This is a genomic window from Thermoprotei archaeon (genome assembly GCA_038881895.1).
GTDB lineage: Archaea > Thermoproteota > Thermoprotei > Gearchaeales > WAQG01 > JAVZOV01.
In genome coordinates this window covers 94715-118839 of sequence record JAVZOV010000005.1, presented here as the reverse complement: position 1 = coordinate 118839, position 24125 = coordinate 94715, and the positions used below count along the sequence as shown (strand labels likewise).

Annotated in this window: 24 protein-coding genes and 1 tRNA gene; 17 read left to right on the top strand and 8 right to left on the bottom strand. The window is 35.4% G+C overall.

Annotated features, from left to right (window positions below; translation table 11 throughout):
- Positions 1–3 precede the first annotated feature (3 nt).
- The 7 genes from nuoH to QW128_08885 are packed head-to-tail and all read left to right on the top strand — an operon-like array spanning position 4 to position 7630.
- Positions 4–1023, top strand: a complete 1020-nt coding sequence (gene nuoH / locus QW128_08915) for an NADH-quinone oxidoreductase subunit NuoH (GenBank protein ID MEM3833685.1) — start codon at positions 4–6, stop codon at positions 1021–1023.
- Between the two features lie 2 nt (positions 1024–1025).
- Positions 1026–1610 carry an NADH-quinone oxidoreductase subunit I gene (locus tag QW128_08910; protein ID MEM3833684.1) on the top strand — a complete coding sequence of 195 codons (585 nt, stop codon included), beginning with the start codon at positions 1026–1028 and terminating at the stop codon, positions 1608–1610.
- A gap of 6 nt (positions 1611–1616) precedes the next feature.
- On the top strand, positions 1617–2138 hold the full coding sequence (locus QW128_08905; GenBank protein MEM3833683.1) for an NADH-quinone oxidoreductase subunit J: 522 nt from the start codon (positions 1617–1619) through the stop codon (positions 2136–2138).
- A 25-nt stretch (positions 2139–2163) separates the two neighbouring features.
- Positions 2164–2472 (top strand): NADH-quinone oxidoreductase subunit NuoK, encoded by a 309-nt coding sequence (gene nuoK / locus QW128_08900; GenBank protein ID MEM3833682.1) that lies wholly within the window; start codon positions 2164–2166, stop codon positions 2470–2472.
- A 5-nt stretch (positions 2473–2477) separates the two neighbouring features.
- Entirely contained in the window at positions 2478–3995 is a 1518-nt protein-coding gene (locus QW128_08895; GenBank protein MEM3833681.1) for an NADH-quinone oxidoreductase subunit M, read from the top strand.
- A gap of 5 nt (positions 3996–4000) precedes the next feature.
- On the top strand, positions 4001–6154 hold the full coding sequence (locus QW128_08890) for an NADH-quinone oxidoreductase subunit L (GenBank protein ID MEM3833680.1): 2154 nt from the start codon (positions 4001–4003) through the stop codon (positions 6152–6154).
- A 6-nt stretch (positions 6155–6160) separates the two neighbouring features.
- Entirely contained in the window at positions 6161–7630 is a 1470-nt protein-coding gene (locus QW128_08885; protein ID MEM3833679.1) for an NADH-quinone oxidoreductase subunit N, read from the top strand.
- Here QW128_08885 and QW128_08880 read toward each other — a convergent pair whose 3' ends face one another.
- Positions 7631–8341, bottom strand: a complete 711-nt coding sequence (locus QW128_08880) for a hypothetical protein (GenBank protein MEM3833678.1) — start codon at positions 8339–8341, stop codon at positions 7631–7633.
- Between the two features lie 361 nt (positions 8342–8702).
- On the opposite strand from QW128_08880, the gene QW128_08875 reads away from it, so the two are divergent.
- Both QW128_08875 and QW128_08870 read left to right on the top strand, forming a co-directional pair.
- The gene (locus tag QW128_08875) at positions 8703–9668 is read left to right on the top strand and encodes a transcription initiation factor IIB (protein MEM3833677.1); all 966 of its coding nucleotides are present in this window, start codon (positions 8703–8705) and stop codon (positions 9666–9668) included.
- A gap of 149 nt (positions 9669–9817) precedes the next feature.
- On the top strand, positions 9818–10363 hold the full coding sequence (locus QW128_08870; protein MEM3833676.1) for a nicotinamide-nucleotide adenylyltransferase: 546 nt from the start codon (positions 9818–9820) through the stop codon (positions 10361–10363).
- Positions 10364–10380: 17 nt separating this feature from the next.
- On the opposite strand, the gene QW128_08865 is transcribed toward QW128_08870, so the two are convergent.
- Positions 10381–10704, bottom strand: a complete 324-nt coding sequence (locus tag QW128_08865) for a DUF2175 family protein (protein ID MEM3833675.1) — start codon at positions 10702–10704, stop codon at positions 10381–10383.
- Positions 10705–10825: 121 nt separating this feature from the next.
- Between QW128_08865 and QW128_08860 the strand changes: the two genes are divergently transcribed.
- Positions 10826–11176, top strand: a complete 351-nt coding sequence (locus tag QW128_08860; protein MEM3833674.1) for a DUF3467 domain-containing protein — start codon at positions 10826–10828, stop codon at positions 11174–11176.
- 58 nt (positions 11177–11234) lie between these two features.
- On the opposite strand, the gene QW128_08855 is transcribed toward QW128_08860, so the two are convergent.
- On the bottom strand, positions 11235–11588 hold the full coding sequence (locus tag QW128_08855) for a hypothetical protein (GenBank protein ID MEM3833673.1): 354 nt from the start codon (positions 11586–11588) through the stop codon (positions 11235–11237).
- A 95-nt stretch (positions 11589–11683) separates the two neighbouring features.
- On the opposite strand from QW128_08855, the gene QW128_08850 reads away from it, so the two are divergent.
- Positions 11684–11761 (top strand) — tRNA-Pro (locus QW128_08850).
- Positions 11762–11847: 86 nt separating this feature from the next.
- Here the strand turns inward: QW128_08850 and QW128_08845 are convergent.
- Positions 11848–12663 carry an AN1-type zinc finger domain-containing protein gene (locus QW128_08845; GenBank protein MEM3833672.1) on the bottom strand — a complete coding sequence of 272 codons (816 nt, stop codon included), beginning with the start codon at positions 12661–12663 and terminating at the stop codon, positions 11848–11850.
- Positions 12664–12763: 100 nt separating this feature from the next.
- On the bottom strand, positions 12764–13147 hold the full coding sequence (locus tag QW128_08840) for a helix-turn-helix domain-containing protein (GenBank protein MEM3833671.1): 384 nt from the start codon (positions 13145–13147) through the stop codon (positions 12764–12766).
- A gap of 87 nt (positions 13148–13234) precedes the next feature.
- Here QW128_08840 and sufC point away from each other — a divergent pair, with 87 nt between their 5' ends.
- The 3 genes from sufC to QW128_08825 all read left to right on the top strand — a co-directional run bounded on the left by sufC (position 13235) and on the right by QW128_08825 (position 15861).
- On the top strand, positions 13235–13996 hold the full coding sequence (sufC, locus tag QW128_08835; protein ID MEM3833670.1) for a Fe-S cluster assembly ATPase SufC: 762 nt from the start codon (positions 13235–13237) through the stop codon (positions 13994–13996).
- A gap of 195 nt (positions 13997–14191) precedes the next feature.
- Positions 14192–15436, top strand: coding sequence for a cysteine desulfurase (locus QW128_08830; protein ID MEM3833669.1), 1245 nt, complete (start codon positions 14192–14194; stop codon positions 15434–15436).
- The gene (locus QW128_08825) at positions 15433–15861 is read left to right on the top strand and encodes an iron-sulfur cluster assembly scaffold protein (GenBank protein MEM3833668.1); all 429 of its coding nucleotides are present in this window, start codon (positions 15433–15435) and stop codon (positions 15859–15861) included. Before QW128_08830 ends, QW128_08825 begins: the two co-directional genes overlap by 4 nt.
- Before the next feature lie 253 nt (positions 15862–16114).
- Here QW128_08825 and QW128_08820 read toward each other — a convergent pair whose 3' ends face one another.
- Positions 16115–18451 (bottom strand): DNA-directed DNA polymerase, encoded by a 2337-nt coding sequence (locus QW128_08820; GenBank protein ID MEM3833667.1) that lies wholly within the window; start codon positions 18449–18451, stop codon positions 16115–16117.
- 131 nt (positions 18452–18582) lie between these two features.
- Here QW128_08820 and QW128_08815 point away from each other — a divergent pair, with 131 nt between their 5' ends.
- Positions 18583–19101 carry a 50S ribosomal protein L16 gene (locus tag QW128_08815; protein MEM3833666.1) on the top strand — a complete coding sequence of 173 codons (519 nt, stop codon included), beginning with the start codon at positions 18583–18585 and terminating at the stop codon, positions 19099–19101.
- A gap of 2 nt (positions 19102–19103) precedes the next feature.
- Here the strand turns inward: QW128_08815 and QW128_08810 are convergent, their stop codons facing one another.
- Positions 19104–20258 carry a tryptophan--tRNA ligase gene (locus QW128_08810; GenBank protein ID MEM3833665.1) on the bottom strand — a complete coding sequence of 385 codons (1155 nt, stop codon included), beginning with the start codon at positions 20256–20258 and terminating at the stop codon, positions 19104–19106.
- A 145-nt stretch (positions 20259–20403) separates the two neighbouring features.
- Here QW128_08810 and QW128_08805 point away from each other — a divergent pair, with 145 nt between their 5' ends.
- Together QW128_08805 and QW128_08800 are read left to right on the top strand one after the other, a co-directional pair.
- Complete coding sequence (locus QW128_08805; protein ID MEM3833664.1) at positions 20404–21363, top strand: DNA cytosine methyltransferase; 960 nt, start codon at positions 20404–20406, stop codon at positions 21361–21363.
- A gap of 21 nt (positions 21364–21384) precedes the next feature.
- On the top strand, positions 21385–21849 hold the full coding sequence (locus QW128_08800; GenBank protein ID MEM3833663.1) for a RecB-family nuclease: 465 nt from the start codon (positions 21385–21387) through the stop codon (positions 21847–21849).
- Positions 21850–21892: 43 nt separating this feature from the next.
- On the opposite strand, the gene QW128_08795 is transcribed toward QW128_08800, so the two are convergent.
- Complete coding sequence (locus tag QW128_08795) at positions 21893–24088, bottom strand: hypothetical protein (protein MEM3833662.1); 2196 nt, start codon at positions 24086–24088, stop codon at positions 21893–21895.
- Between the last annotated feature and the right edge of the window lie 37 nt (positions 24089–24125).

Below are 24125 nucleotides of genomic sequence, written 5' to 3'. Positions count from 1 at the left end.
AAAATGGATCCAATACAATTAATTAATTATATCATCACTGATATTTTAAGCGGAGGCCCCATATTTCAAGCAATAGTATTCCCAGGATTAGTCTTGACATTAATTTTAGCAATAGTACTAGTATGGCTTGAGAGGAAAATCGCTGCTAGAGTTCAAATGAGAATTGGACCATTACACGCAGGTGGTCCTGGAGGTATTCTACAACCAATAGCCGATTTCGTGAAATTTGCAACAAAAGAGCTTATAATACCTGAGTATGTAGATAGACCAATGTTTTATTTAATGCCAATATTCGCCTTTGTGCTAGCATTCTTACCTCTCGCGTTCATACCGTTAAGTGAGAGGTTCATCATAGTTCCCTCCAACTTAGGAATGATGTTAGTAATTGCCACAACCATACTATTCCCAATACTACTGTTATTAACAGGGTGGATCAGTAATAGTAAGTTCGCGTTCATAGGGGGTATTAGAGGAGCCTATCAACAAATTGCATATGAATTGCTCATATGGTTCTCAATACTTCCTATAGCAATTCTCGCACATTCATTTAACTTAATTGATGTTGTTAACGTGCAAGCCAAATCCACGTGGTTCATAATATATCAACCAATAGGTGCTTTCATCTTCTTCATAGCCATGCTCGCAGAGACAGGGAGACTCCCATATGATTTACCTGAGGCAGAACAAGAAATTGCCGCCGGATGGTATGTTGAGTATACTGGGACATTCTTTGCACTCTTTATGGCATCAGAACTCTACGTGAAACTCTATGTACTTTCGTTATTCTATTCAATATTGTACCTAGGTGGATGGCTACCAGGTTTCGGTTCACCAGAAATATGGACATTAGCTAAAGCTATGATTATCATGATCTTAGTTTTTATCTTAAGGGCTGCATTTCCAAGAACTAAGATAAGAAACTTTTTAGAATTGGCTTGGACTAAATTATTACCACTAACAATGCTTAACCTCCTCATAACACTAATCATTATTTGGGCTGGTTTAGCTCCTGGAGGTGTCTAAAAATGGGTAATCCATTAAAAACACTTTACTTAACCTTTACCTCAATTTATACAGCTATAAAGAATATATTTTATCCAAGAACCACACTCAAATATCCAATGCAGAGAATGACAATCCCAGAAGGGTACCGTGGACAGCATTATCTTTATATGGATAGATGTACAGGTTGCAGCATATGTGCAATAGTGTGCCCACCAAGAGCTATAACAATGGTTCGCAGGGAACCGACACCAAAAAATAAAGGTGGTAAATTCCCATTAGTAAATTATAATTACTGCATTTACTGTGGATTCTGCGTTCACTATTGTCCATTCGACGCAATACACGAAACAAACATCCATGATATAGCAACATACACAAGGGAAGCACTAATACATCCCCCAGAATTTCTAGCCAGAGTAAAAGATGATCCCTCAATACTTTATGCTTATGCAGAAGAACTTAAAGAATCAGAAGAACTCTGGAAATCAACATATGTAGATACAGTTGTAAAGGATAAAGGCGTAAAGTATATAACTTCTAAAGATAAAAATCCATTTAAGACAACAGAAAACGTTATGGGATTAAAAAGCTGGGAAAAGAAGTGAGAAAACATGAGCATATTTATTGATACATTAACACTCGCAATAGGCATAATAGTTATAATTACTGCGATACTAGCAGTAGAAGCAAGAAGTCTTGTGTATTCGGTTATGTCGCTAATGGTTATGAGCCTTGGAATAGCAGTATTCTTCATGATACTGTCCGCAAGCTACCTCACAATATTTCAAATTGCAGTTTATGTAGGCGCGGTTGTTAGTCTAATACTATTCACAGTGATGCTATTCCCGAGAGAACCTAAAGTATTTAAACTATCACAAGAAGGATTAGGAATACTAACAGCAATGGCATTTTTAAGTATACTTCTCGTCGCAATACTAGGAACAGTACAATATCTACACCAAACACCCTACATAAACATTAATATTCAACAATGGGGTAATGAAACATCAAAATACATTATAAACCAATACGGCATGTCAGTTCTCGTCCTTTCACTATTACTTTCAGCAGCACTCATAGGAGCATTGGCTATAGGTAAGGCAGATACAGTAAAAGTTAAAAAGGAGACTTAATAAGATAACCATGGAGGAATAAGGGATGATAGATCTGACCTATTACATGTTGATTTCCGCAATACTCTTTTCAATAGGTGTTTATGGTATCATATCAAAAAGAAGCTTCATACGTCTCTTAATATCAGTAGAGATCATATTCAATGCAGCAAACCTAAACTTAGTAGCATTCAACACATACAATATCAACTCTGGACTAGGAGGTCACATATTTGCGATGTTCGCAATCGCAGTGGCAGCAGCCGAAGCTGCAGTAGGATTAGCACTATCAGTAACAATATTCAGAGCAAATGGAACAATAGATGTAACACAACTTAGAAAATTAAGAGGGTGATAAAAATGGAATTCCAATTCCCCCTGATAGCATCTAGCATATTAATACCTGCTGTCCTAAGTCCAATAGTCTACCTAGCAGGACGTAGCTTAAAAGAACGTACAGGCTGGTTAACATTCTTAATACTACTATACCCACTTTCAGTAGCCCTCTATATCCTAGTTAGCGGATCTTCAGCATCAGAACCACCATACTTCAACACAACAATCACAGAACCTTTTAGAATGATCTCAGATGGACTAAGCACACCCTTCTTCTTCACAATTGCATTACTCTCCGCATTGATAGCAATATATTCGATCCCATACATGAAACATCGTATAGAGGAGTCTGAAGAACCTCTACCAAGTTATGGAGCATATTTCGCTCTCTATATATTGTATGCAATAGGCATGATGGGGACAGTTTTAGCAACAAACCTCCTTGAATTCTACATCTACTTCGAACTAATGCTAATACCATCCTTTGTACATATAGCACTCTGGGGATATGGAAACAGGGGAAGAATAGCAATCATGTATTTCCTATGGACACATGTTGGCGCAATATTGCTACTAGTTGGGATATTAGCACTCAAAGTATACACGGGCACATTCATAATAAGTAATCTTACAGGACAAGGTGATGTACTGAAAATAGCCACATGGATAATGGCCGCGATAGTTATAGGATTATTAGTTAAAATGGCAGTATTCGGAGTACACATATGGTTACCTTATGCACATGCAGAGGCACCAACACCTATAAGCGCCCTTCTTTCACCAGCAATGGTAGGAATAGGAGGCTATGCAATCATAAGAATAGTTCTTCAAATCTTTCCAGAAACATTTTCTCATTATGCTACATGGTTTACCGTATGGGCTATAATCACTATGGCGTACGGAGGATTAATGGCGTTAACACAAGATGATTTTAAACGCTTTCTCGCATACTCAAGCATTAGCCAAATGGGATACATACTCCTTGGAATCTCCACATTCCAAGCTTTAGGATTAACAGGAGCAGTAATACAATATGTTAGTCATGGACTAGGCAAAGCAGTACTCTTCATGACTGCCGGAACGATAATAATGATGGCGCATGGGCTCAGAAGCATAAGTAAGATGGGAGGTCTAGCAAAGAAAATGCCACTCACAGCTATAGCAGCATTTATGGGATTTCTCACAATAGGAGGTGTCCCACCATTACTGGGATTTCAAGCAGAATGGGAAATATTTGGTGGAGTATTCGGAAAAGCAATAAAAATTGTCAATATAGATTACTTCCTCCTTGGTGTTGCGGCAGCGCTCATAACTACGTTAACAGTGGCATACGCAGTTTGGGCTCTCAAGAGGATATTCTTTGGTAGTTTATCACCCGATGTGGAACATGTAAAAGATCCACCATTCACTGCAATAGGACCACTATTATTACTAGCCATAATATCGCTAATCCTCGGAATATACCCGGAGCCTCTCATAAAATTTGCATATATTTTTGCAGATAAATTTGTTAGCAAAATATTAGCATTCATAGGAGGTTAAAATACATGAGCCTCCTGGAAGAGCTATTACAAGCATCACCATGGCTCACTTGGGGACTGCCAATGCTAGGTGCAATACTAACACCTCTCTTCGCACTATTAGGTAAAAAAGTTAGAGATATAATGGCACCATTTTTCGCTTTCTTAGCAGCAGTCTCTGCAGTACTATTATTTATAGGATTTGGGGATGGGGGACTTCACCTTTTTACATACCCATGGATACCAACATTAAATGTTAACATTGTTCTTAGAGCTGATCCCCTTAGTATATTTATGTCAAACGTAGTAGCGTGGATAAGTTTTCTTATTATGGTATATAGCGTAGGGTATATGAAAGATGATCCAAGTCTTACTAGATACTGGTTTTTCATGAATTATTTTATAGGAAACATGCTACTATTAGTTCTTTCAGATAATTTGCTCCAACTATTTATAGCATGGGAAGGCGTAGGAATATGTTCCTATCAGCTTATCGGATTTTGGTACACTGATGATGATTACAAAACATGGGTAGGTGATGTAGGAAAGAAGGCACTAGGTGTTGACACAGCATATTCTCCAAGTCATTCAGGAATTAAAGCATTTATAATGACAAGATTAGGGGATGCTGGATTTTTAGTAGGCATTCTAACATTATATACGGCAACACACACTTTTAACCTAAGCCAGATAGAAAATTCATTATCTTCTGCATCAATACCTCCATGGTTAGGTACTTTAATATCTACTGGCCTTTTGGTCCCATCATTACTTTTACTACTCGGCGGGCCAATAGGTAAATCTGCTCAATTTCCGCTTCATGAGTGGCTACCAGATGCCATGACAGGCCCATCATCAGTTTCAGCATTAATACATGCAGCAACGATGGTTAAAGCTGGTGTATTCTTCATAGCTAGATTTTCACCGTTAGTATTCATGATTTATGAGAAAGCAGGTCCTCAAATGTTAATTTTCTTCGAAACAGTAGCTTGGATAGGTGTGATTACCGCATTCATAGCCGCAACGCAAGCAATGGTATCTACAGAAGTAAAGAAAGTATTAGCATATTCTACAGTATCGCAGATAGGTTACATGATGCTTGCGTTAGGTGTAGCTGGTTTAATGACTAACTTCATCATAGGATATTTTGCCGGGCTCTTTCACTTGATGAGCCATGCTATCTTTAAAGCATCATTATTTTTAGCTTCTGGAGCACTAATACATGCAACGGGAACTCGTTATATGACAGAGATGGGCGGATTAAAAAATAAAATGAAGATCACTTTTGTCTCAATGCTTATAGCTGGGTTGAGTTTAATGGGCATGCCCCCATTAAGCGGATTCTGGAGTAAAGATGCAATACTCACAGCAACATTAGAGGCAGGACAACCGATCATGTTTATATTAGCAACAATTACAGCAATACTGACCGCATTCTATACATTGAGAATGATAGGAATCATATTCTTCGGTTCTATAAAGAGCTATGATGGAGGGGGACACTCATCGCACTATGCACCAATTGAAGGTCATCATGAAATGCACGAAGCACCTAAAGTAATGTGGATACCTTACATGACATTATCATTAGCCTCACTAATAGTAGGATTGTTAATTATAATACCTGGTGTTAACTTCGAAGCGCAATTAGAAAAATTTTTATCTGGATCAATAAGTTTTGTTCATGTTGTTGAAGAGGTAAGCCCAACATATGAAATTTATGCTCTGACAGCAACAGCATTAGCTCTAACACTTGGTGGATTATCTAGTTATTATATATACATCAAAGGAGTTAGTAAAATACTTTCAACAGCTAACCCAATATACAGAGGCATTCAGGCATTCCTCTATAATCGTTGGTACATTAATGCAATTTATTATAGAGTATTTGTAAATGGTATCTTCTGGTCAGCACGTGGTATTTATAAGTGGTTTGATAGATTTGTAATAGATGGTTTCTACAATACTGTGATGCCAGTTGGCACACTTATAGTAGCTTATGGAGTTAATCGCTGGTTTGAAAAAGCTGTTATCGATAAAATAAACGATGTTGTGGCTGGTGCTGGTTCATGGTTATCAAAATCACTAAGAGAATCCACTGAAACTGGAGCAATACAAAAATACTTAGCTCTTTTCATAATCGGTTTTTCATTAATAGCTCTCTTCATATTATTGTGGTGATAGCTGATGGACATATTAGACTTAATGATACCACCCACACCGGCTCTTTTCATACTATCCTTAACTGGATTAATAACACCAACAATAGGTCGTATAATGAAAAATAGAGGAAATAACGATTTGACACCATACATAGCATTATCCGTATTTACATTCTCACTTCTATATTTTGCATTAATACCGATGGAAGGTATAAAAACATGGGTCTGGGGTCAGATGAAGATTGATCTCCTAGGCTACATCTTTGGATTCATATTCTCACTATCTGGCCTTCTTATCACAGCAGCCTCATTAGAATCATTGAGAAATAATCCTAATAGTGAAGCATTTTACGGATTACTTTTGCTTTCTGTAGTGGGTTCAGTGCTAATCGCATTTTCTAATGATTTATTATTCTTATTCATAGCAGTCTCTTTGTTTAGTATCGCTTCATATAATTTAGTGGCAATAAAAAAGGATGCATATGCTAGTGAAGCAGCAATGAAATATTTCTTAATTAGTGTGCTCTCATCAGCGTTAGTACTTTATGCGGCGTCAATAATCTATGGACTAACAGGAACTACGAGTATACCAGAAATTGAAAAAATATTATTTAATAATTCAAGCATTTACAAAGATTTAATCTCCATTGTTTTCCTCATCCTCATCGCAGGCATCGGATTTGAAATGGCTATAGTTCCGTTTCATTTATGGATGCCTGATGTATGTGAAGGTACTGCACCAATTGTTGCAACGTATATAATGACAATCAGTAAAATAGCAGGATTAGCTGCATTCATACGCTTATTAGTAGCACTCTCACCAATATTCACCACCTCATGGATACCAGTCATCTCATTTCTCTCAGTCCTGACAATGACAATAGGAAACATAGCAGCATTGATGCAAAGAAACATGATGCGACTTCTTGTGTATAGTGGAATAGCGCACGTGGGTTACATAATGATAGGTATAATATTTATATCCACGCCAGTAGCAATCTTCGCATTATCGAGCGCAGTATTACACGCAATATATTACGTGTTAATGAAAGGAGGAGCATTCTTAGCAGCAACAAGTGTCGAAAAAGAATATGGATCATCTGATATAGAAATATATAATGGACTTAGTAAATCAATGCCTTTCACAGCCTTCTCACTAAGCATAGTCCTACTAGCACTCGGTGGAATACCGCCACTCAACGGATTCTGGAGCAAAGTATTACTCTTCTGGGCAGCAATACAAGGAGGATATGCATGGATAGCAGTAGCAGGATTATTAAACAGTGCATTCTCAATAGCATATTATGCATGGATAATCAAACGCATGTACCTAGACAAACCAAAGTACACAATAAACGTTAAAGAATCAAAAATAATAACCAGCACAATCATTATAATAGCAATACTCGTATTAATCACAGGAATATTCTACGACCCAATATTCAACATTATAAGTAAAGCAGTATCAACGATATATCCAATAACCTCTCACTAATCATTCCTCTTTAGACTTTCTTATAATTTGGAATATACTTTCACGTTTCACAATTATGATGCCCACAATAATCCCCACAGCTATCCATGCAATCCCTAAAGGCAACACTTCAACCCTATGATCATTAATCGCCTTAATCATAAGTGAGTATACAGCAGTAGCAGCCTTATTTATTAAAACCTGTGTTACATTATAAACACTGAAACCTAGATTTGACCCGGGAGTAACATTAATCATACTACTATAAATAACATTAAAATAATTATAAGAATATGCAGCTAAATTTTTAAGATAATCCCTGACATCAGTCACACTATCAGCTGATCCAACAACAACACTAAAACTCTCATGATCAACAAAATACTCATAACTATCTATTAGATCTCTAGTAGTATTACCTGACAACCTCAACGGATTCACTAAAGCAGTCACATAACAAACTAACAACCCATAGCTTTTAGCAAGACTAGTATAATTATTTCTATGCATATAACTAGTTATGTTATTGTAAGCATTTACAGCCAAATCAACAAGCTGCCCACTCCCATTACTTACCACATACTTCATCGAACCAAGCTTTGCACGACAATCACTAATGGAATTTTGCACAATATTGTTCTGCTCTTTTAGCAAATAACTCCACTCAGGTGGTAATTTATTAATAACAGACGAAGCTACATCGTTGTATGTTAAAGCCTCAGCACGATCCACCGTTAACAAACTCAATTGTAATAAAATTAGCATAAATACTATTAACACCTTTCCTAAGGATGAAGCTCCCAAACTCAATAGCTTCCCCATTTGTACTCACAGGTATACTAAAACATAATGATATAAAAGCATGAGTCTCACAGTCCATAAAAAGAAATCTTCTAATATCCTATCAATAGAATTTTAGATATTTGCGCGACACTAGGATGATGTAGTATATTTATTAAATGGGGGAGAATAAAATGACAAAATCGGACAATGTTTCTTGTGTTAGAATAGAAAAATTTATATACAAGCTTAACTCTAACTCTTTAGGTAATATATATGGTTTACGGTTTAGTTTATGGAGGTGATGTGAGTTATGCCAACAATTAGAACTACAAAAGGAGAATATATAGTTGATGATATAAATGAAATCGATGTTTGTCCTGTTTGTGGTAGTACAAAACTTGTTAGATCACCTGAACGTGGAGAAGTCACATGTTCACAGTGTGGAACAGTAATTAAAGCCAAGATCATCGATGTAGGCCCGGAGTGGAGAGCATTCACACCGGAAGAGAGAGATAGACGAAGCAGGGTAGGCCCACCGAGCTATCTTTCAATCTCGATACCATCAAGTATATCGGCTGGCATAGATTGGAGAGGTAAGGATGCTGCAGGCAAAAGACTCACAGCAAAACAGAGAATGGAAGTGCTCAGATTAAGAAGATGGCACAGAGTAAGCGTTAGCAGTGCACTCGAAAGAAACTTAATACAGGCTATGGATGAGGCTGATAGATTATCAAGCAACTTAGGACTACCACAAACCGTACGCGATGAAGCACTGTTAATCTACAAACGAGCCGTCGAGAAAGGATTAGTAAAAGGCAGATCAATAAGCTCAGTAATTGCAGCAGCACTTTACGCTGCTTGCAGAAGAATGAGAATACCAATAACATTGGATGAATTTGCTAAGCACAGTGAAGCAGGTGATAGAAAAGACATAGCAAGATGCTATCGTTTACTCATAAGAGACGCTAATGTGAGAGTTAATGTAGCAGATCCAGCAGACTTCGTTGAAAGAATAATGAACCTATTAAACTTAAAACCAGAAGTACAAGCGGATGCACTAGAAATAATTAAAAAAGCAAAAGAGAAAGGATTAACAGCAGGAAAAGACCCAGCAGGATTCGCAGCTGCAGCAGTATACATCGCAGGCCTACTACACGGTGAAAGAAGAACACAAAAAGAAGTAGCAAGAGCAGCACAAGTCACTGAAGTAACGATAAGAAATAGATACAAAGAACTAGTATGGGAACTAAACATATCAGGACTCTCAAATATATAACCACAACCTCACAACATTTTTAACCTTATTTTTAGCTCTACTTAAAAACCTCGCGCTCCTTTGACTTTTTCTCTGTTCTGAAATCTGAAGTATTATTATAATATTTTTGATCTTTATCTTTTTAAATATTAAATACTTTAGGTGTTGTGATGTTATTGGTGATTGTGATGACTGTTAACGCTGTCTACATAGGTAGGTTTCAACCTTTCCATAATGGACACTATGCTGCTCTTAAATGGATACTTGAAAAAGAAAAATCACCGATTATTTTGTGTATTGGATCAGCGCAATACAGCCATACAGTAGAAAACCCATTCACTGCAGGAGAAAGAATAGAAATGATATGGAATCAACTACGATCTGATAATTTGAGTGACCAAGTTATTTTGTCTGCAGTCCCTGACAGTGATGTGCATTCAGTATGGGTGTCGTTAGTTGAACATTATTGCCCAAAATTCAAGCGCGTATACTCTAATGATCCACTCACTCAAGTATTATTTAAAGAGCGTGGTATTGAAGTCTTACCAATACCATTTTTTGATAGAGAATTTTATGAGGCAACTAAAATAAGATATCTAATAGCCATCAATGAAAAGTGGGAACACCTTGTGCCTTCAAAAATTGCTGAGTACATAAAGACGTACAAATTAGATGAGAGAATAAAAATATTATTTAAAAATAAAGGTGTTAAATAGGAAAGTCCGTTCCTTATTTATGCAGAAATTTTCTCTTCCAAAAGTTTTTCTATTTTAGCACCTTCAATTTCCAGTGTTTTTCTCAATTCATGTAAACGTTTTTTAACATTCTCATCCTTAGCTCTCTGTTCATATTCTTTGAGTTTAATAATACTAACATTTATAAAGTCTTCAGACTCCATTAGAAGAAATACATCATTATGCGCTACATAATTAAGCTTTTTATCAATCCAGCTAACCCAGCATTCCCAGTGAGCTGGACCGTATTTAGTAAAAGCAATACGTTGTCCCTCAAAAACATTACTATTACACACAAAACAGATCCATGATTTCCGTTCCATTTGGATCACTACTTGTTAGGATAATTAAAAAATAAAAAGTCATCGCAACTAAGAAAATTATTTATGATAAAACGATAGTCATCAGCTTGCTTTTTAGAGTTTAAGAAATAATAATATTAATATGTTACGTATAGATAATAGTATGTCAATACCTAGATTTGAGACAAAAAGAGCAGTTGATTATAAAGTTGTCCACGCATCAGGTATCGTAGGTGGTATTAATCCTAATGAAGGAACAATAATAGTATTTGTTGATAAACTAATACCAAAAACAAATCCTGACGGAACAATGGTAATAGATTCTATTGAACGTGAATTAATAATAGAAATTAAAATGTCACCGTTACAATTCAAAAGCATTGCAGAATGGATGCAAATGCATATAAAAGAATATGAAAAAATGTTTGGAGAAATTAAAATGCAAGGCATTCCATCAAAACCAAGTGGAACAAAAACAACAATGTATGGATAATACTAGTCTAATTAAGGTACAACTAGCCTATATTATTGATTCTTTATGGAATTAATCTTCAACTGGTTTTTTCTTTTGGTGGTAAGAGACGTGCTCTCGCATACTCTTGTTCACCAGATAAAAGTTTGCATATTTCGCTCAATTTCATAACTAATAACTCACCACTTGGAAGCCACACAATCATAGTTCCTCTACCTTTCTTACTTGCTCTTATATATACTGTCTGTCCACGACTAGGTATTTTTACTTTCAATGCTTTTTCAACTTCTTGTTTTTTGGACAATGGAACGATCCAAATTTTTTTCTCCTTATCCCATGTGGCTCCTAATGATCTCATGGTTTCCACTAATTTAGGGTCATACTTAGTTTGTATCAAAATATTACCATCCTCAACCCTAACAGATACGCTCAACTACTCCACCAGCAAATAAAACTCCTACATGATTAATATATTTATTGAAAATAAAATAGAAAAACAAATATGTTTGTCACTATTCTTCTTCATGAGGGGCCGTAGGCTAGCTTGGACGAGACTGCAGGACTTGGGGTCCTGTGACCCAGGTTCAAATCCTGGCGGCCCCACCAATTTCACAAATCCTAAATTAAAGTCCAAATTCCTCAAATAGTAATGCGAGAACTGTTCGAAAACTGTTGACTAGTCCTACTAATTATTAAATATATACTGATGAGATCAATAATATTACACTGGCTATAAATAAATAAGCCCAGTTCTTCATGCTCCATCCAAAAACCTTACTTCCATCTAATGGGGGAATAGGAAGCATGTTAAATAAAGCAAGATAAGAGTTTACATAAGCAACAGTAAGTAAAAATGCACTAACAATCGAAAACCCATAGAATAAAGAAAGAGTTTGAAAAGCGCTTAACGAAATTAAACTAATCAAAATATTCATTAATGGTCCAGCTGCAGCTATTTTACCAGAATCCCGCGGGCTCACATTGCCTATTATGGCTACGTATCCTGTTGCTAAAAGCTTGAATGGCAAAAATGTAGTAAGTAAGCTTATTAAAGCCCAACGTGTATCAAACATGAACTCAGCAAAAAAACCCTTTCTTATAGCAACGTATTTATGTGCCAATTCATGTATCACAAAACCTAATATAATCGCAACTAATATAAAAGCAGGTTTAAGATTACCATAAAACAAACCAAATATGTCTATACCACTTATCACTATAAAAATCACAAAAATTGCTGTTAATAGTCTTCTAAATTCTGTTCCTAACAAAAGATTACTCAGGCGCATTCTTAATCTTCTAGACCTGGAATGTAACTTAAGAACCTGCATCACATTCTTCTTTTGTGGTTCGTACATTATGAGCTCTTTCCACAATTCTTTTTGACGAGATAATCCAGGGCAATTATGATTTTCTGGCAAATGGTGTTCAGCGCAAAATGTTCCACCGCAATATCTGCAAGTAAATGGTAATGCGATATCTTTGTTGCACACCTGACATTTTGCCACTAAATCTCACACGTATTTTATATTAAAACATACATAAATTTATTTCTAGACATTAATCTAACTAACTGTTAATATAATTTTATCATAATTTATACTAAACTTATGAAAGAAACGGTTTTATATTACATATATCGCAATTCTCAAAAATAGGTTCGAATTTCTTATGAACATTACATAATATTCCCCGCATAGTAATAATCCTTATAGCCAGATTGAACATGGATACTATATCTTTAGGATCACTGTTATTAACCAACATATCAGCAATATTTGATGTGATCGTTCTTATATCCTTATCTTGTTCAAGGTTCACTACTATTCCCCTGATGCCCCTCATATAATTACTTATCGCTGCTTGACTTACATTAAGAAGCTTCGCAGCAGACTGCTGAGTAAGTCCATATTTTTCAATAAGCTCTTTAGCAATCATTGCCCTTAACGCAGGAATTACTGCCTTTGCTATTATTTCATCAGGTAATATCAATTAAATCACCTTAACGTCATCAATTTAAATATAACTTAAGTTATATTTAAATATACCGCTATTATTTACAAAAAGGAGTGAAAAATTATGACATTACTAGAAATAAAAAATCTCAAGGTAGCAGTAGAAGGTAAAGAGATCTTAAAGGGTATTAATCTGGCTATCAATCAAGGTGAAGTACACGCAATTATGGGTCCTAACGGATCGGGTAAAAGCACACTAGCTTATTCAATAATGGGTCATCCAAAGTATAAAATCACAGAGGGAGACATATTCTTTAATGGTCAAAGTATTTTACAACTGACTACTGACCAGCGTGCAAGGTTGGGGTTATTTCTAGCATTCCAAACACCACTAGAAATTCAAGGACTTCCTCTTGTAGGCTTTTTAAGAACTGCGTACAATATGATAGTAAGGCAATCAGGTGAAGTACAAGTATCCCCAGCGGAATTTATGAAAATTATTAGAGAAAAAATATCCATGCTTAATATGGATGAATCGTTTGCAAAAAGATATCTTAATGAGGGATTCTCTGGCGGAGAACGCAAAAAGAACGAAGTTTTGCAAATGTTAATACTCAAACCAAAACTAGCAATCCTAGACGAAGTTGATACAGGTCTTGACATAGACTCATTAAAAATTATAGCACAGGCTATAAATTCATTAAGGGATCAAAACAGATCAATACTAATGATAACACACTATCAAAGAATTTTGAAATATATAAAACCAGACTACGTCCATGTAATTCTGAACGGTAAAATAGTGGTATCTGGAGATTATAAATTAGCGGAAGAATTAGAAGCAAAAGGTTATGGATGGCTTACGCAACAATTTTTAACTAACTGAACTCTTCCTTACCTTAAAATGAGATTTTCAGATTAAGGAAAAATATTTAAAAATTCATTGATAAATACATCACCAAAGAGATAAATTCTTTAACTTGAATTTATATTATCTAATAGTGATATATATGGGATGTATCTTTGGTATAATATTTGAAGATATCATACATCCACGAATATTTCTAAGGGGTGTTATGTAATGGGCAGTATTAGTAAGGTTATAAACGTAGAACAAATTAAGGAGGATTTCCCGATACTCAAAAGAAAATTTTATGGCAAACCGCTCATATATTTTGATAATGCTGCTACGTCTCAAAAACCTAGGCAAGTGATTGAAGCAATAAGAAAATATTATGAGGAGCAAAATGCTAACATTCACAGAGGAATATATGCACTGAGTGAAGAAGCGACACAACTCTATGAAGAATCAAAGAAAAAAGTTGCGAGATTTATAAATGCTCGACGGTGGGAGGAAATAATATACACAAGGAATACAACTGAATCAATAAATCTAGTTGCTTATGCTTGGGGTTGGAGAAATATATCGAAAGGTGACAATATAGTGCTCACAGTGATGGAGCATCATAGTAACCTAGTCCCATGGCAACTTCTTGCACAAGAAAAAAAGGTAGAATTGCGTTTCATAGATATAGATGAGGAAGGTCTTTTAAAGGTTGATCAGGCAGAAAAACTTATCGATGAACATACTAAATTAGTTAGCATTACACACGTTTCTAACGTGCTTGGAACGATAAACCCAGTAGAGGAAATCGGACAAATCGCTCATGAAAAAGGAGCACTATTTCTTGTTGATGGAGCGCAATCAACACCTCATATGCCGGTAGATGTTAGAAACATTGGTGCGGACTTCTTTGCTTTCTCAGGACATAAAATGCTAGGACCTATGGGTATAGGAGTTCTTTATTGTAAAAGAGAAATACTGGAGAAAATTGGTCCATTTTTAGGCGGTGGAGATATGATTAAATCATGCTCATTGTTTGAATGCTCATGGAATGATTTACCATGGAAATTTGAAGCTGGAACATCTAATGTAGAGGGAGCAGTAGGATTAAGTGCTGCAATAGATTATCTCAATTCAATAGGAATGAAATCTATAAGAGAACATGAAAAAGAACTGACAAAATACGCTTTAGATCAAATGTCAGAAATTGAGGATATGAAAATATATGGTCCTAAAGATACAGAACTTAGAGGTGGAGTAATATCTTTTAACTTAGGTAATCTTCACTCTCATGATCTTGCATCAATCTTAGATTCAGAAGGTATAGCAATAAGAGCTGGGCATCATTGTGCACAGCCCCTCATGACACGATTAGGAGTAACGGCTACTGCACGAGCAAGCTTCTACATTTATAATGATATAAACGAAGTTGATGTTTTTATAGACGTTTTAAATAAAATAAGGAGGAGGTTAAAAATTTGAGTGATGATTTCTATTTGCAAATGGAAGAAATCCTAGATTATTATAAAAATCCTAAAAACGTTGGCATAATAGAGAATCCTGATATACATGCTGAGGATGATAACATACCATGTGGTGATCACATAGAAATTTTCATAAAAATAAAGGATGGTAAGGTAGTTGACGCAAAATTCAGAGGACAAGGATGCATAATAAGTCAAGCTTCAGCATCAATGTTAATGGAAAGAATCGTGGGTATGAACCTTGAGGACATGAAAAAATTAACTAAGAAAGATATACTTAGTATGCTTGGAATAAACCTCTCTCCAACACGAATGAAGTGTGCTCTACTTTCACTCAAAGTCCTCAATGAAGGCATATCTAAATATGAAGGAAAAGAGTTCGATCTAGAAAAATACTTAAGAGAAAAGGTAGAAGAGGAGTGAACTACCCCTCGCTATCGCAAGGGGCTTCCAGCGTTTGTCTGGAGCTTTACGCTTCCAGTCGCATCTGCTGGTTTGCGGGGCTCACAGCTCCGCCATCCCATGCCTCTCATTAAGGCATGGGCTATGTTTATAGCCCTGTTCAAATCTCGGTTAGGAAACATTCCTAAACTTAAGTGCTACTCTGAGTTATTTAAGTTTAACGCAATTCATCCCCACCCTTGCGGATGGGGTCTTCTTGCAAGTTGTGATAAAGTTAAAAGAATTGATCAAGTCCTCCTTTTGCTGCCTTTTTTATTAACTGATCTTCTGTAATTCCTAATGGTTCAAGAACTCTTAACGCTACAGGTATTATTTGGTTAGTGATATAATAATCTATATCGACGATAGATTTTTCAGCATCGTCATAGAAAACGGCTCTCTCATATATTGGGCCCTGTCCTTTAGCGACAACATACCCTATCTTATCACCAACTCTGAATTTCCAACCTTTTTTAGAAAGCTGAAGAGCTATGGAAACGTGTGGAGCTCTTGCTTTATAATCCGATAAAGGTTTATCAAGACTTTTCCAGATAACTACATCTTTTATAGTGAACTCTTCATTCTTAAAAGCTTCTATCATTTCTCTCGCAACATCAACAGCTTGATTTACATTGCCTGTTATGAGAAGCACGCTCAAAATCCTTTCTTGTGTGCGTCTTGCATAATCACACCAATCTCCCCTAACTACTTCAAAGCCTGTTAAATCGAGTTCATCATCAATCGTAAGACCAGCATAACGTTTCTTTGCCTCAGTAAATAAAACACGTTTATAGATCGTCTCTAACTTAATCTCCATTCCTAACTCATTTTCAATAGCATCAATTAACTTATCTACATCCACACCTTTATACTCAACAAAGAGTGAATCAGTATCACCGTATATCACTTTTAAACCAAATTCTTTGTTAGCTAGCTCAGCAGCTTTAACTATAGTATTTCTACCCCAAGCTGTTATAGCCTCGGCGACCTCCTTCATATACCATCTAGAAGAAACCCACCCTACATAACCATACATTGCATTTGCTACAACCTTTATAGCACGCTCTTGAGACTCTAGAGCTTTTCTTTCAGGGCCTTCAGGTAATTCCTTTATACGTCTTTTAATCTGTTCTCTAGCTTCGAGCAATCTAAGTATTGCAGATTTATAAAGACCATCAGGTGAGACCCTAAATCTATGACCAACTTCAGGTGCAACGTACGCTTCACTAGATTCTTCTTTCTGCATTAAAGTATCTGGTGAAATATTGTACTTAGCTATTATGCGAGGATACATTGATGCAAAATCTAACACTGCAACATTAGTATGTAGTCCAGGACTTGGTGTAAAAACTATTGCACCCCTATACCTCTCATATGCAGATTCCACTTTACGCGGTATGACCTCATTAAGCTTCATTGAATGATACACTATATATCCATCAACTCTATGTCCAGGCGACGCTTTAAGCACATAATCCATAGGATATCCAACTAATGAGCTCAGATGTACAGTATAATCAAAGTATAATTTCCAAAGATCACGTAACGAGCTAATAAGTTTTAAAGCATAATCTTTAGCTTTATCTCTTTCACCACTAAACCACATATCATTGAGCTCTACATTCTCAATCACATTTCCTTTCCAAACACCATGATGAATACTCATTTCCTCAAGTGTCTTCATCTTAAGTTCAGGCATACCTTCAGCAATATCTCTTACATCAACATGAATTCTGCCAACTAATGATATGTGACCATATACTCCTCCCCTAGGCACATCACCATTCCTTCCAAGAGACAATCTTACCTTATTAACTTCGGCTCTTCTACTAAGATAATTGAAACTCCACCTATTCGTTTCCCATCCAATTACAAGGTCTGGATCATTCTCAGATACCAATTTAATTAACATGTTTATAATTTCCTTATCATTATCAGCTTCTATTATGAAGGGTTCATTATTATCAAACGCAACTGCAATAAAAGCTAATGGATCTTCATCAGGATCAGGAGTGCCAATTTTTCTAAAAGCAAAAAACATAACATACATCTCCTTTAACTTTGGCAACTGCTTATTCTCAACAATTCGAGGATTTCTAATCTCTTTGATTTCATATGGAATGTTAGTAATTTTCAAACTTTCAATAATTTCAGCATCGATCCAACTTGACGGTTTCAAATCTCTCGTTATGAAATATAGAAGACTAGGTCGTATATCAGAATTATACACATTTCCAACTCCCCGTAAGCTGTTTATCTTTTCAAGAGCCTTATCTTTGAAATCAGAATCTTTAAAGACAATTTCAACAACTTTAATAGGTTTTCCTAATCTCTTCTTCTCCACAATAGATATTCTTTCAAAAAATCCAGACAATGTGTTCCTCAAATTTTCCTCAAGCTCTTTAATAGGTACACCAACCGAGACCTCAACATACAAAAAAGGTTTAAAACTACCATCAACTAATAATACTCTCTCACCATCATCATTAACACACCAGAGCCAAATCTCATCCCTCTTAACATTGTTCCTACTAACAACCTCATGATTAATATCAATAATCCAGTAAGGCATCTCACTTATAAGATACCCGCAGAGCTTAAAAAGACTAGCTATAAACAATTTAACGAAACAGAATAAGCATACTAAACTTCTTAGCAAATACTTATATTTGAAGTTCTAGTTCTCTTAGTGGGTGATAAACAATGCCGCTAAGACCAGGAAGATGCTATAGATATTTAGATACACCGCCTTATACTAGGACTGAGTATATTGATGGTGCTCCACAACCAAAGATCAATAAGTTTGACATGGGCTCTCCAGGTAAACAATTTAGTATCCAAATAGATCTAGTTTCTGAAGAGAGTGGTTTAATTAGACATAACGCTCTAGAAGCAGCGCGTGTTATGGCTAACAAGTATCTTTCGGCAACGATAAAAGATGAAAACTATCATCTAAGAGTGGTTAAATATCCTCATCATATAATAAGAGAGAATAAAATGTTAGCTATGGCTGGTGCTGATAGACTTCAAGAGGGTATGAGAAGAGCTTTTGGAAAACCCACTGGTAGAGCTGCTATAGTCGACACTAACGATGTAATAATGACAGTGTGGACAGAGCCACAATTCATTAATGAGGTTAAAGAGGCGTTGCGAAGGGCATCATCAAAAATGCCTATGCCGTGTTCAATTATAGTTAGAAGCATTAAAAACAAAGCATCATAGATTTATTCTAATATTTGTTTGTTCATTTCTGATGCTAATGCTCCATCATACATGAAATCTTTTATTAACTTTCTAGCTTCCTCCCTTCTAGATCTGTGATTCTCTAAGAAATCATTTATCTTCTCTATCAATATTCTTTTCAGTTCACCAGTAAGCATCTTTCCTGATCTATAATCATCCTCAATCTTTTTTAATTTCGAATCATCAGGTTCGAATAGGAATTTAAGCCATTGAAATGATACATCTATATCTGGATTACCGCCTAATTTCCTATGGAGTTCTACTGTGGATTGACCACCTGAGAACGCATACCTCATAATCTTATACTCTACTGTTTTGGAATCATCGTGCAGATATATAGCAGTTTCTGGTTGCGATGCGCTCATTTTTCCTTCAAGCCCTGTTAATGGTGGAAGGAATTTGTTATGTATTGCAGCCGCTTTATAATAACCGAAACTTTCAGCGATATCTCTTTGTATTCTCCAATATGGATCTTGATCTATAGCAGCTGGTATTAAGCAACGTCTTTTTTCAAAAAACGTTGGTACTATTTGTAGTGCTGGATAAAATATCATACCTATATTAGTCTCATTCTTAAAACCAAAAACTGCCTTTACGAGCGAAAAATTAATTTTCTTAGCTATTTTTATAGCCAATGGATACATATTTTTTATGTATTCTGTATCTTTAAATATAAAGGTTTTATCAGGATCAAAACCTAAAGCTATTATATCCAGTGAGTTTTCATAAGCCCACTTACGCACATCATCTAAAGTAAAACTTTCCTCATCAAGGAATTTCTCATCATCAGTTAATTCTATATAAACATTCACGTTAAATTTCTCCTGCAACCACTTTGTCATTATAAAAGGTATAATATGCCCAATATGCATCGGACCACTAGGACCTCTACCAGTATAAAGAAAGAAACCCCTCCCCTTTTCGTAATCATCGAGAATCTTATCTAGATCTCTATGAGAAAAGAAAACATTTCTTCTGAGCAAAACATGCAAATCCTTCGCGTACTCTTCTAATCTTAGTCTTAACTCATCTGTAATTCGTTCAGTACCGAATTGCTTCATTAGTTTCTCATAATCAACCCTACCCTTCACTTCCCAAGGTGTCACAACAAACTCATTATTTTCTTCCTTCACCATACACTATCTTAATTATATAACCTTAATTTTAATTTATCTGAGCTTATAGATACCAATACAATAGAATATTCCAAGTAAAAATTAAGAGCTTTTTAAATACTAAAATTTATTTGTACGAAGTTTTTAATATTCATTGAAAAATAGAATGCGTCAAATAATTAAAGTATTAGATTTATTTTCAGGAGCAGGAGGATTTAGCGAAGGATTTAAAGAAGCTGGATTTAAGATAGTCGCTGGTCTAGATAATTTCGAAGCTGCAGGAAAGACATTTAAAGCAAATTTCCCTGATGCTGAATTAATATTAAGTGATATAAAGGAAGTGACATCAAATCAGATTGAATCTCTTATTGGTCAACCTGATGTTATAATAGGTGGACCACCATGTGAATCCTTCACATCAGCTAACTTTAAAAGAATGCCAGATCCACTTGATAGGCTTTATAAAGATCCACGTGGACAACTGACGTTACATTTTATAAGAATTGTTGGTGATCTGCAACCAAAAATATTCGTTATGGAGAATGTGATTCATATAGCTGATGGCATTTTAAAAGAACAATTAAAGAGGGAGTTTGCGCGTGTAGGTTATAAAGTTTATTTTAACGTTCTTGATGCTGAAGATTATGGTACACCATCCCTCAGAAGAAGAATGTTTATTTCTAATGTTGAGTTGCAACCCCAAAAATCTAACAGGCGAACAACAGTATGGGATGCGATAGGTGATCTTCCAGATCCTAAAAGTGATCATAACATTCCAAACCATGAGTACGTATCAGTCGGATATAGAAGGTTTAGGAAAATTTCTAGGTTAAAAAGAAATCAATCCATGATTAGTTTTGTTGGAGCCGATGGGAAAATGAAGTCAAACTTTATAAGGCTTGATCCCTATAAGCTCGCGCCACCAATTATGGGTAAATCTAGGTTCATTCATCCATTTGAAAATAGGTTGCTTACTGTTAGAGAACATGCAAGGTTAATGGGATTTCCTGATAACTTTATATTTTATGGCGGTAAAGATTCACAGTTTGATCAAGTCGGAGAAGCTGTACCTGTTCCTTTAGCTAAAGCAATAGCTGATTTTTTGCTTAGAAATATTAATTGGTAATTTATTATTTGTTTGATTGCGATGTCTGAGATAATACCCGTACTTCATAACATAAACAGTCCAAACAGGCTAGAAGAGTTCGTATCTATATGCACATCACTGGGATACAAAACTATTATAATTTCAAAGCCAATAGGTTCAGCAGCACAAGTAGGTATACCAGAAGCTTTTAAAATCGCAGTAAAAACTGGTGTAAAATTAATAATCGTCCCAGATCTAAAAGACATAAAAGAATTATTTCAAGGAGAATTTATGTTATTCACATCCCCGGAAAATTCCAACAATAAATTTAACCCAGAAGAACTTAAAAACATCGATAAAAATGTATTCCTAGTTTTTGGAGGAATGGAACCAGGATTAACAAAAAGAGAACTAGAATTAGGAAAAGCAGTTCATATAGGAGTACCTGGCATGATGAGCGTAATAGGATTAGCATCAATTGTGCTTTACCTTTTAAAAATAAGTACGGAAAAACCACTAAGTTAACAAAAGAATGTTAAGCTTCATACTTCAGTACAGTTATCTATCATTAACTATGTAACAGTCTTTCCACTATAATATCTCTAAATTTAATGTACGGGTCTATGAATATGCTCCACGATTGTGACGGATTTTTTACAGGTATTGGATTGCCTGATGTTTCCGTAGGGTAAGGATTTTTACCTACAGGTAACGCATATAGTTCTCTTGCATGAAACACTGTTGATTCTGATATTAATGCATCTAAATAATTCAGTAATATATCACCAATGAATTCTTTCTCATTTAATATGTGCGCTAAATCAATCAAATACGGTGTATCCCTAGGCCATACTACATACCCATGATATTCCTCATCTCCCTTAAAAACCCTACTACCAGTAGTCCTAGTTATTATTCCGAACGGCTTCCATTCGTTATTTAGCGAAATACGTCTATAAACTAGTAAATCATTTTTCATCATAGTCCAAATTTCATCCAGCATATTTCTATTAAATATCCATGGTACAGTTGATACGGACACAATGCTAGTTGATGAGGATATAGCATCTTCTATATCATATTCAAGTATCACTGCATTATTCAATTTGTTTGTGTCACGATTCCAAAAAAATTTTACGTAATTTTTCTTCCCACTTTTTAGTAACCTATTAAGAATATCTGAAACATTATCTACATCATAACCTTCTGATTGCAATTTTTTAATAAGCCACAACGTTTGATCTAACATCTTTAGCCACATTGCATTAATTTCTGGGAGTAAAATCGTTGGTAACGATAAATACTTTTCGATGTCTCTTCTTTTCTCCCATAATTCTCTTATTGAATCTATGCTCAATCTGCTAGGCACGCGATAAATAAAACCATCAATATTCACACGTATCATAGTGTCTATCCAGCTTTGACATGCCACAGTTCTAAGAAGCCCTGTTATCTCATCTATTTGTGTAAACATGTTTTTTGTATTGCTCCATGCTGCTATCATGCTACTTACATTGTCTAAGAGGATTAATGCTTCTTTTGCATCCCAATATTCTGAGAGAAATTTGAGATAATTGAGAATCCACTTAAGTGTTCCATCAACTGTATAGGAACAAGGAAGCTTATCTTTATGCATAATAGTGATCGGTAGAAGGCCTATTTCTTTACTTAACATTAAGGACATTATCCTCAATACTTCCATGATCCATTTTTCTCCTTTTAATCTTGTTAGTGCCATGAAATTATTGCTGATTGCTTCCATCAAATCTCTAACCCATACTGACCTAAACCACCATGCGCCAGCCTCTGGTAAAATTATATTAAAGGATTTTGCACGTATTCCCAGAGTATGTAATGTTGAAATCAAACCAAATAAAGCATTATCAAAATATTCAACACCCAAGGAGATGTCTAAAAATTTATTGAACACTTGCTCTAACTCTATATTACTCACAGAATACGTTTTCCCTATTCTTGAGGTGTTATTAATCAAATAAACTATGGCATTAATGGAAATCTTATTACCTTCAACTTCAAAAAAGCCTGGTATGTATAATGTTTTAACGTGCGGTCTAAATATTACACCCTTTTCACTTTCTTCACGAGCACCATCACCTAATTTATAAATCCATTGTAATAAACATTCTTTCAATGAGAAAAGGGGTTCATTACCATCAAGCATTATTTTTAGTTCATAATTCTTTCGATTTATGAGTAAGTAATTTTTACCTATCTCTTTTATATTGTGTTCATTAGGTGCAGAGTTATCATAAACATGTCTCATATCTATAAAGGGCGCAATTTTGGCACGCATCGGCTCACTAGTTTTTATATCGATTTTTAATTGTGCAGCTTCAATGAGGTCTATTAACTTATATGTCAATGAAATGGTGTTATTATTAATGACATAATTGTATGTTACTTCGTTAGGTTTTATGATTAAATTAACAGGTTTTGGAGCCGTGAATTTATCCTCATTGAATACAGAAAGCGCAAATCCATCAATAATCTTCCAATTATCATCATTCAATAGTGCATTGAAACCTTCATAGCTGTAATCTCTGTTAGGTACTATGTACTCTGTAGAGTTTATTATCGTTTTAACTGAAAAACATGAGAATCCTAATTCTGCAGTGGGTGTTCGTAATAAAAATCGTTTAGTTCTAGGATAAAACCAATCAGGGTCCTCCTCAGCATTAACCATTATTCTAGGCATAATATTTTTTTCGTAACTTATCGTGTTTTTCGAAGTGTGAGTTTTCATTTTTCTATTCTATTTATTCCTCTCTGTTTATTTACTT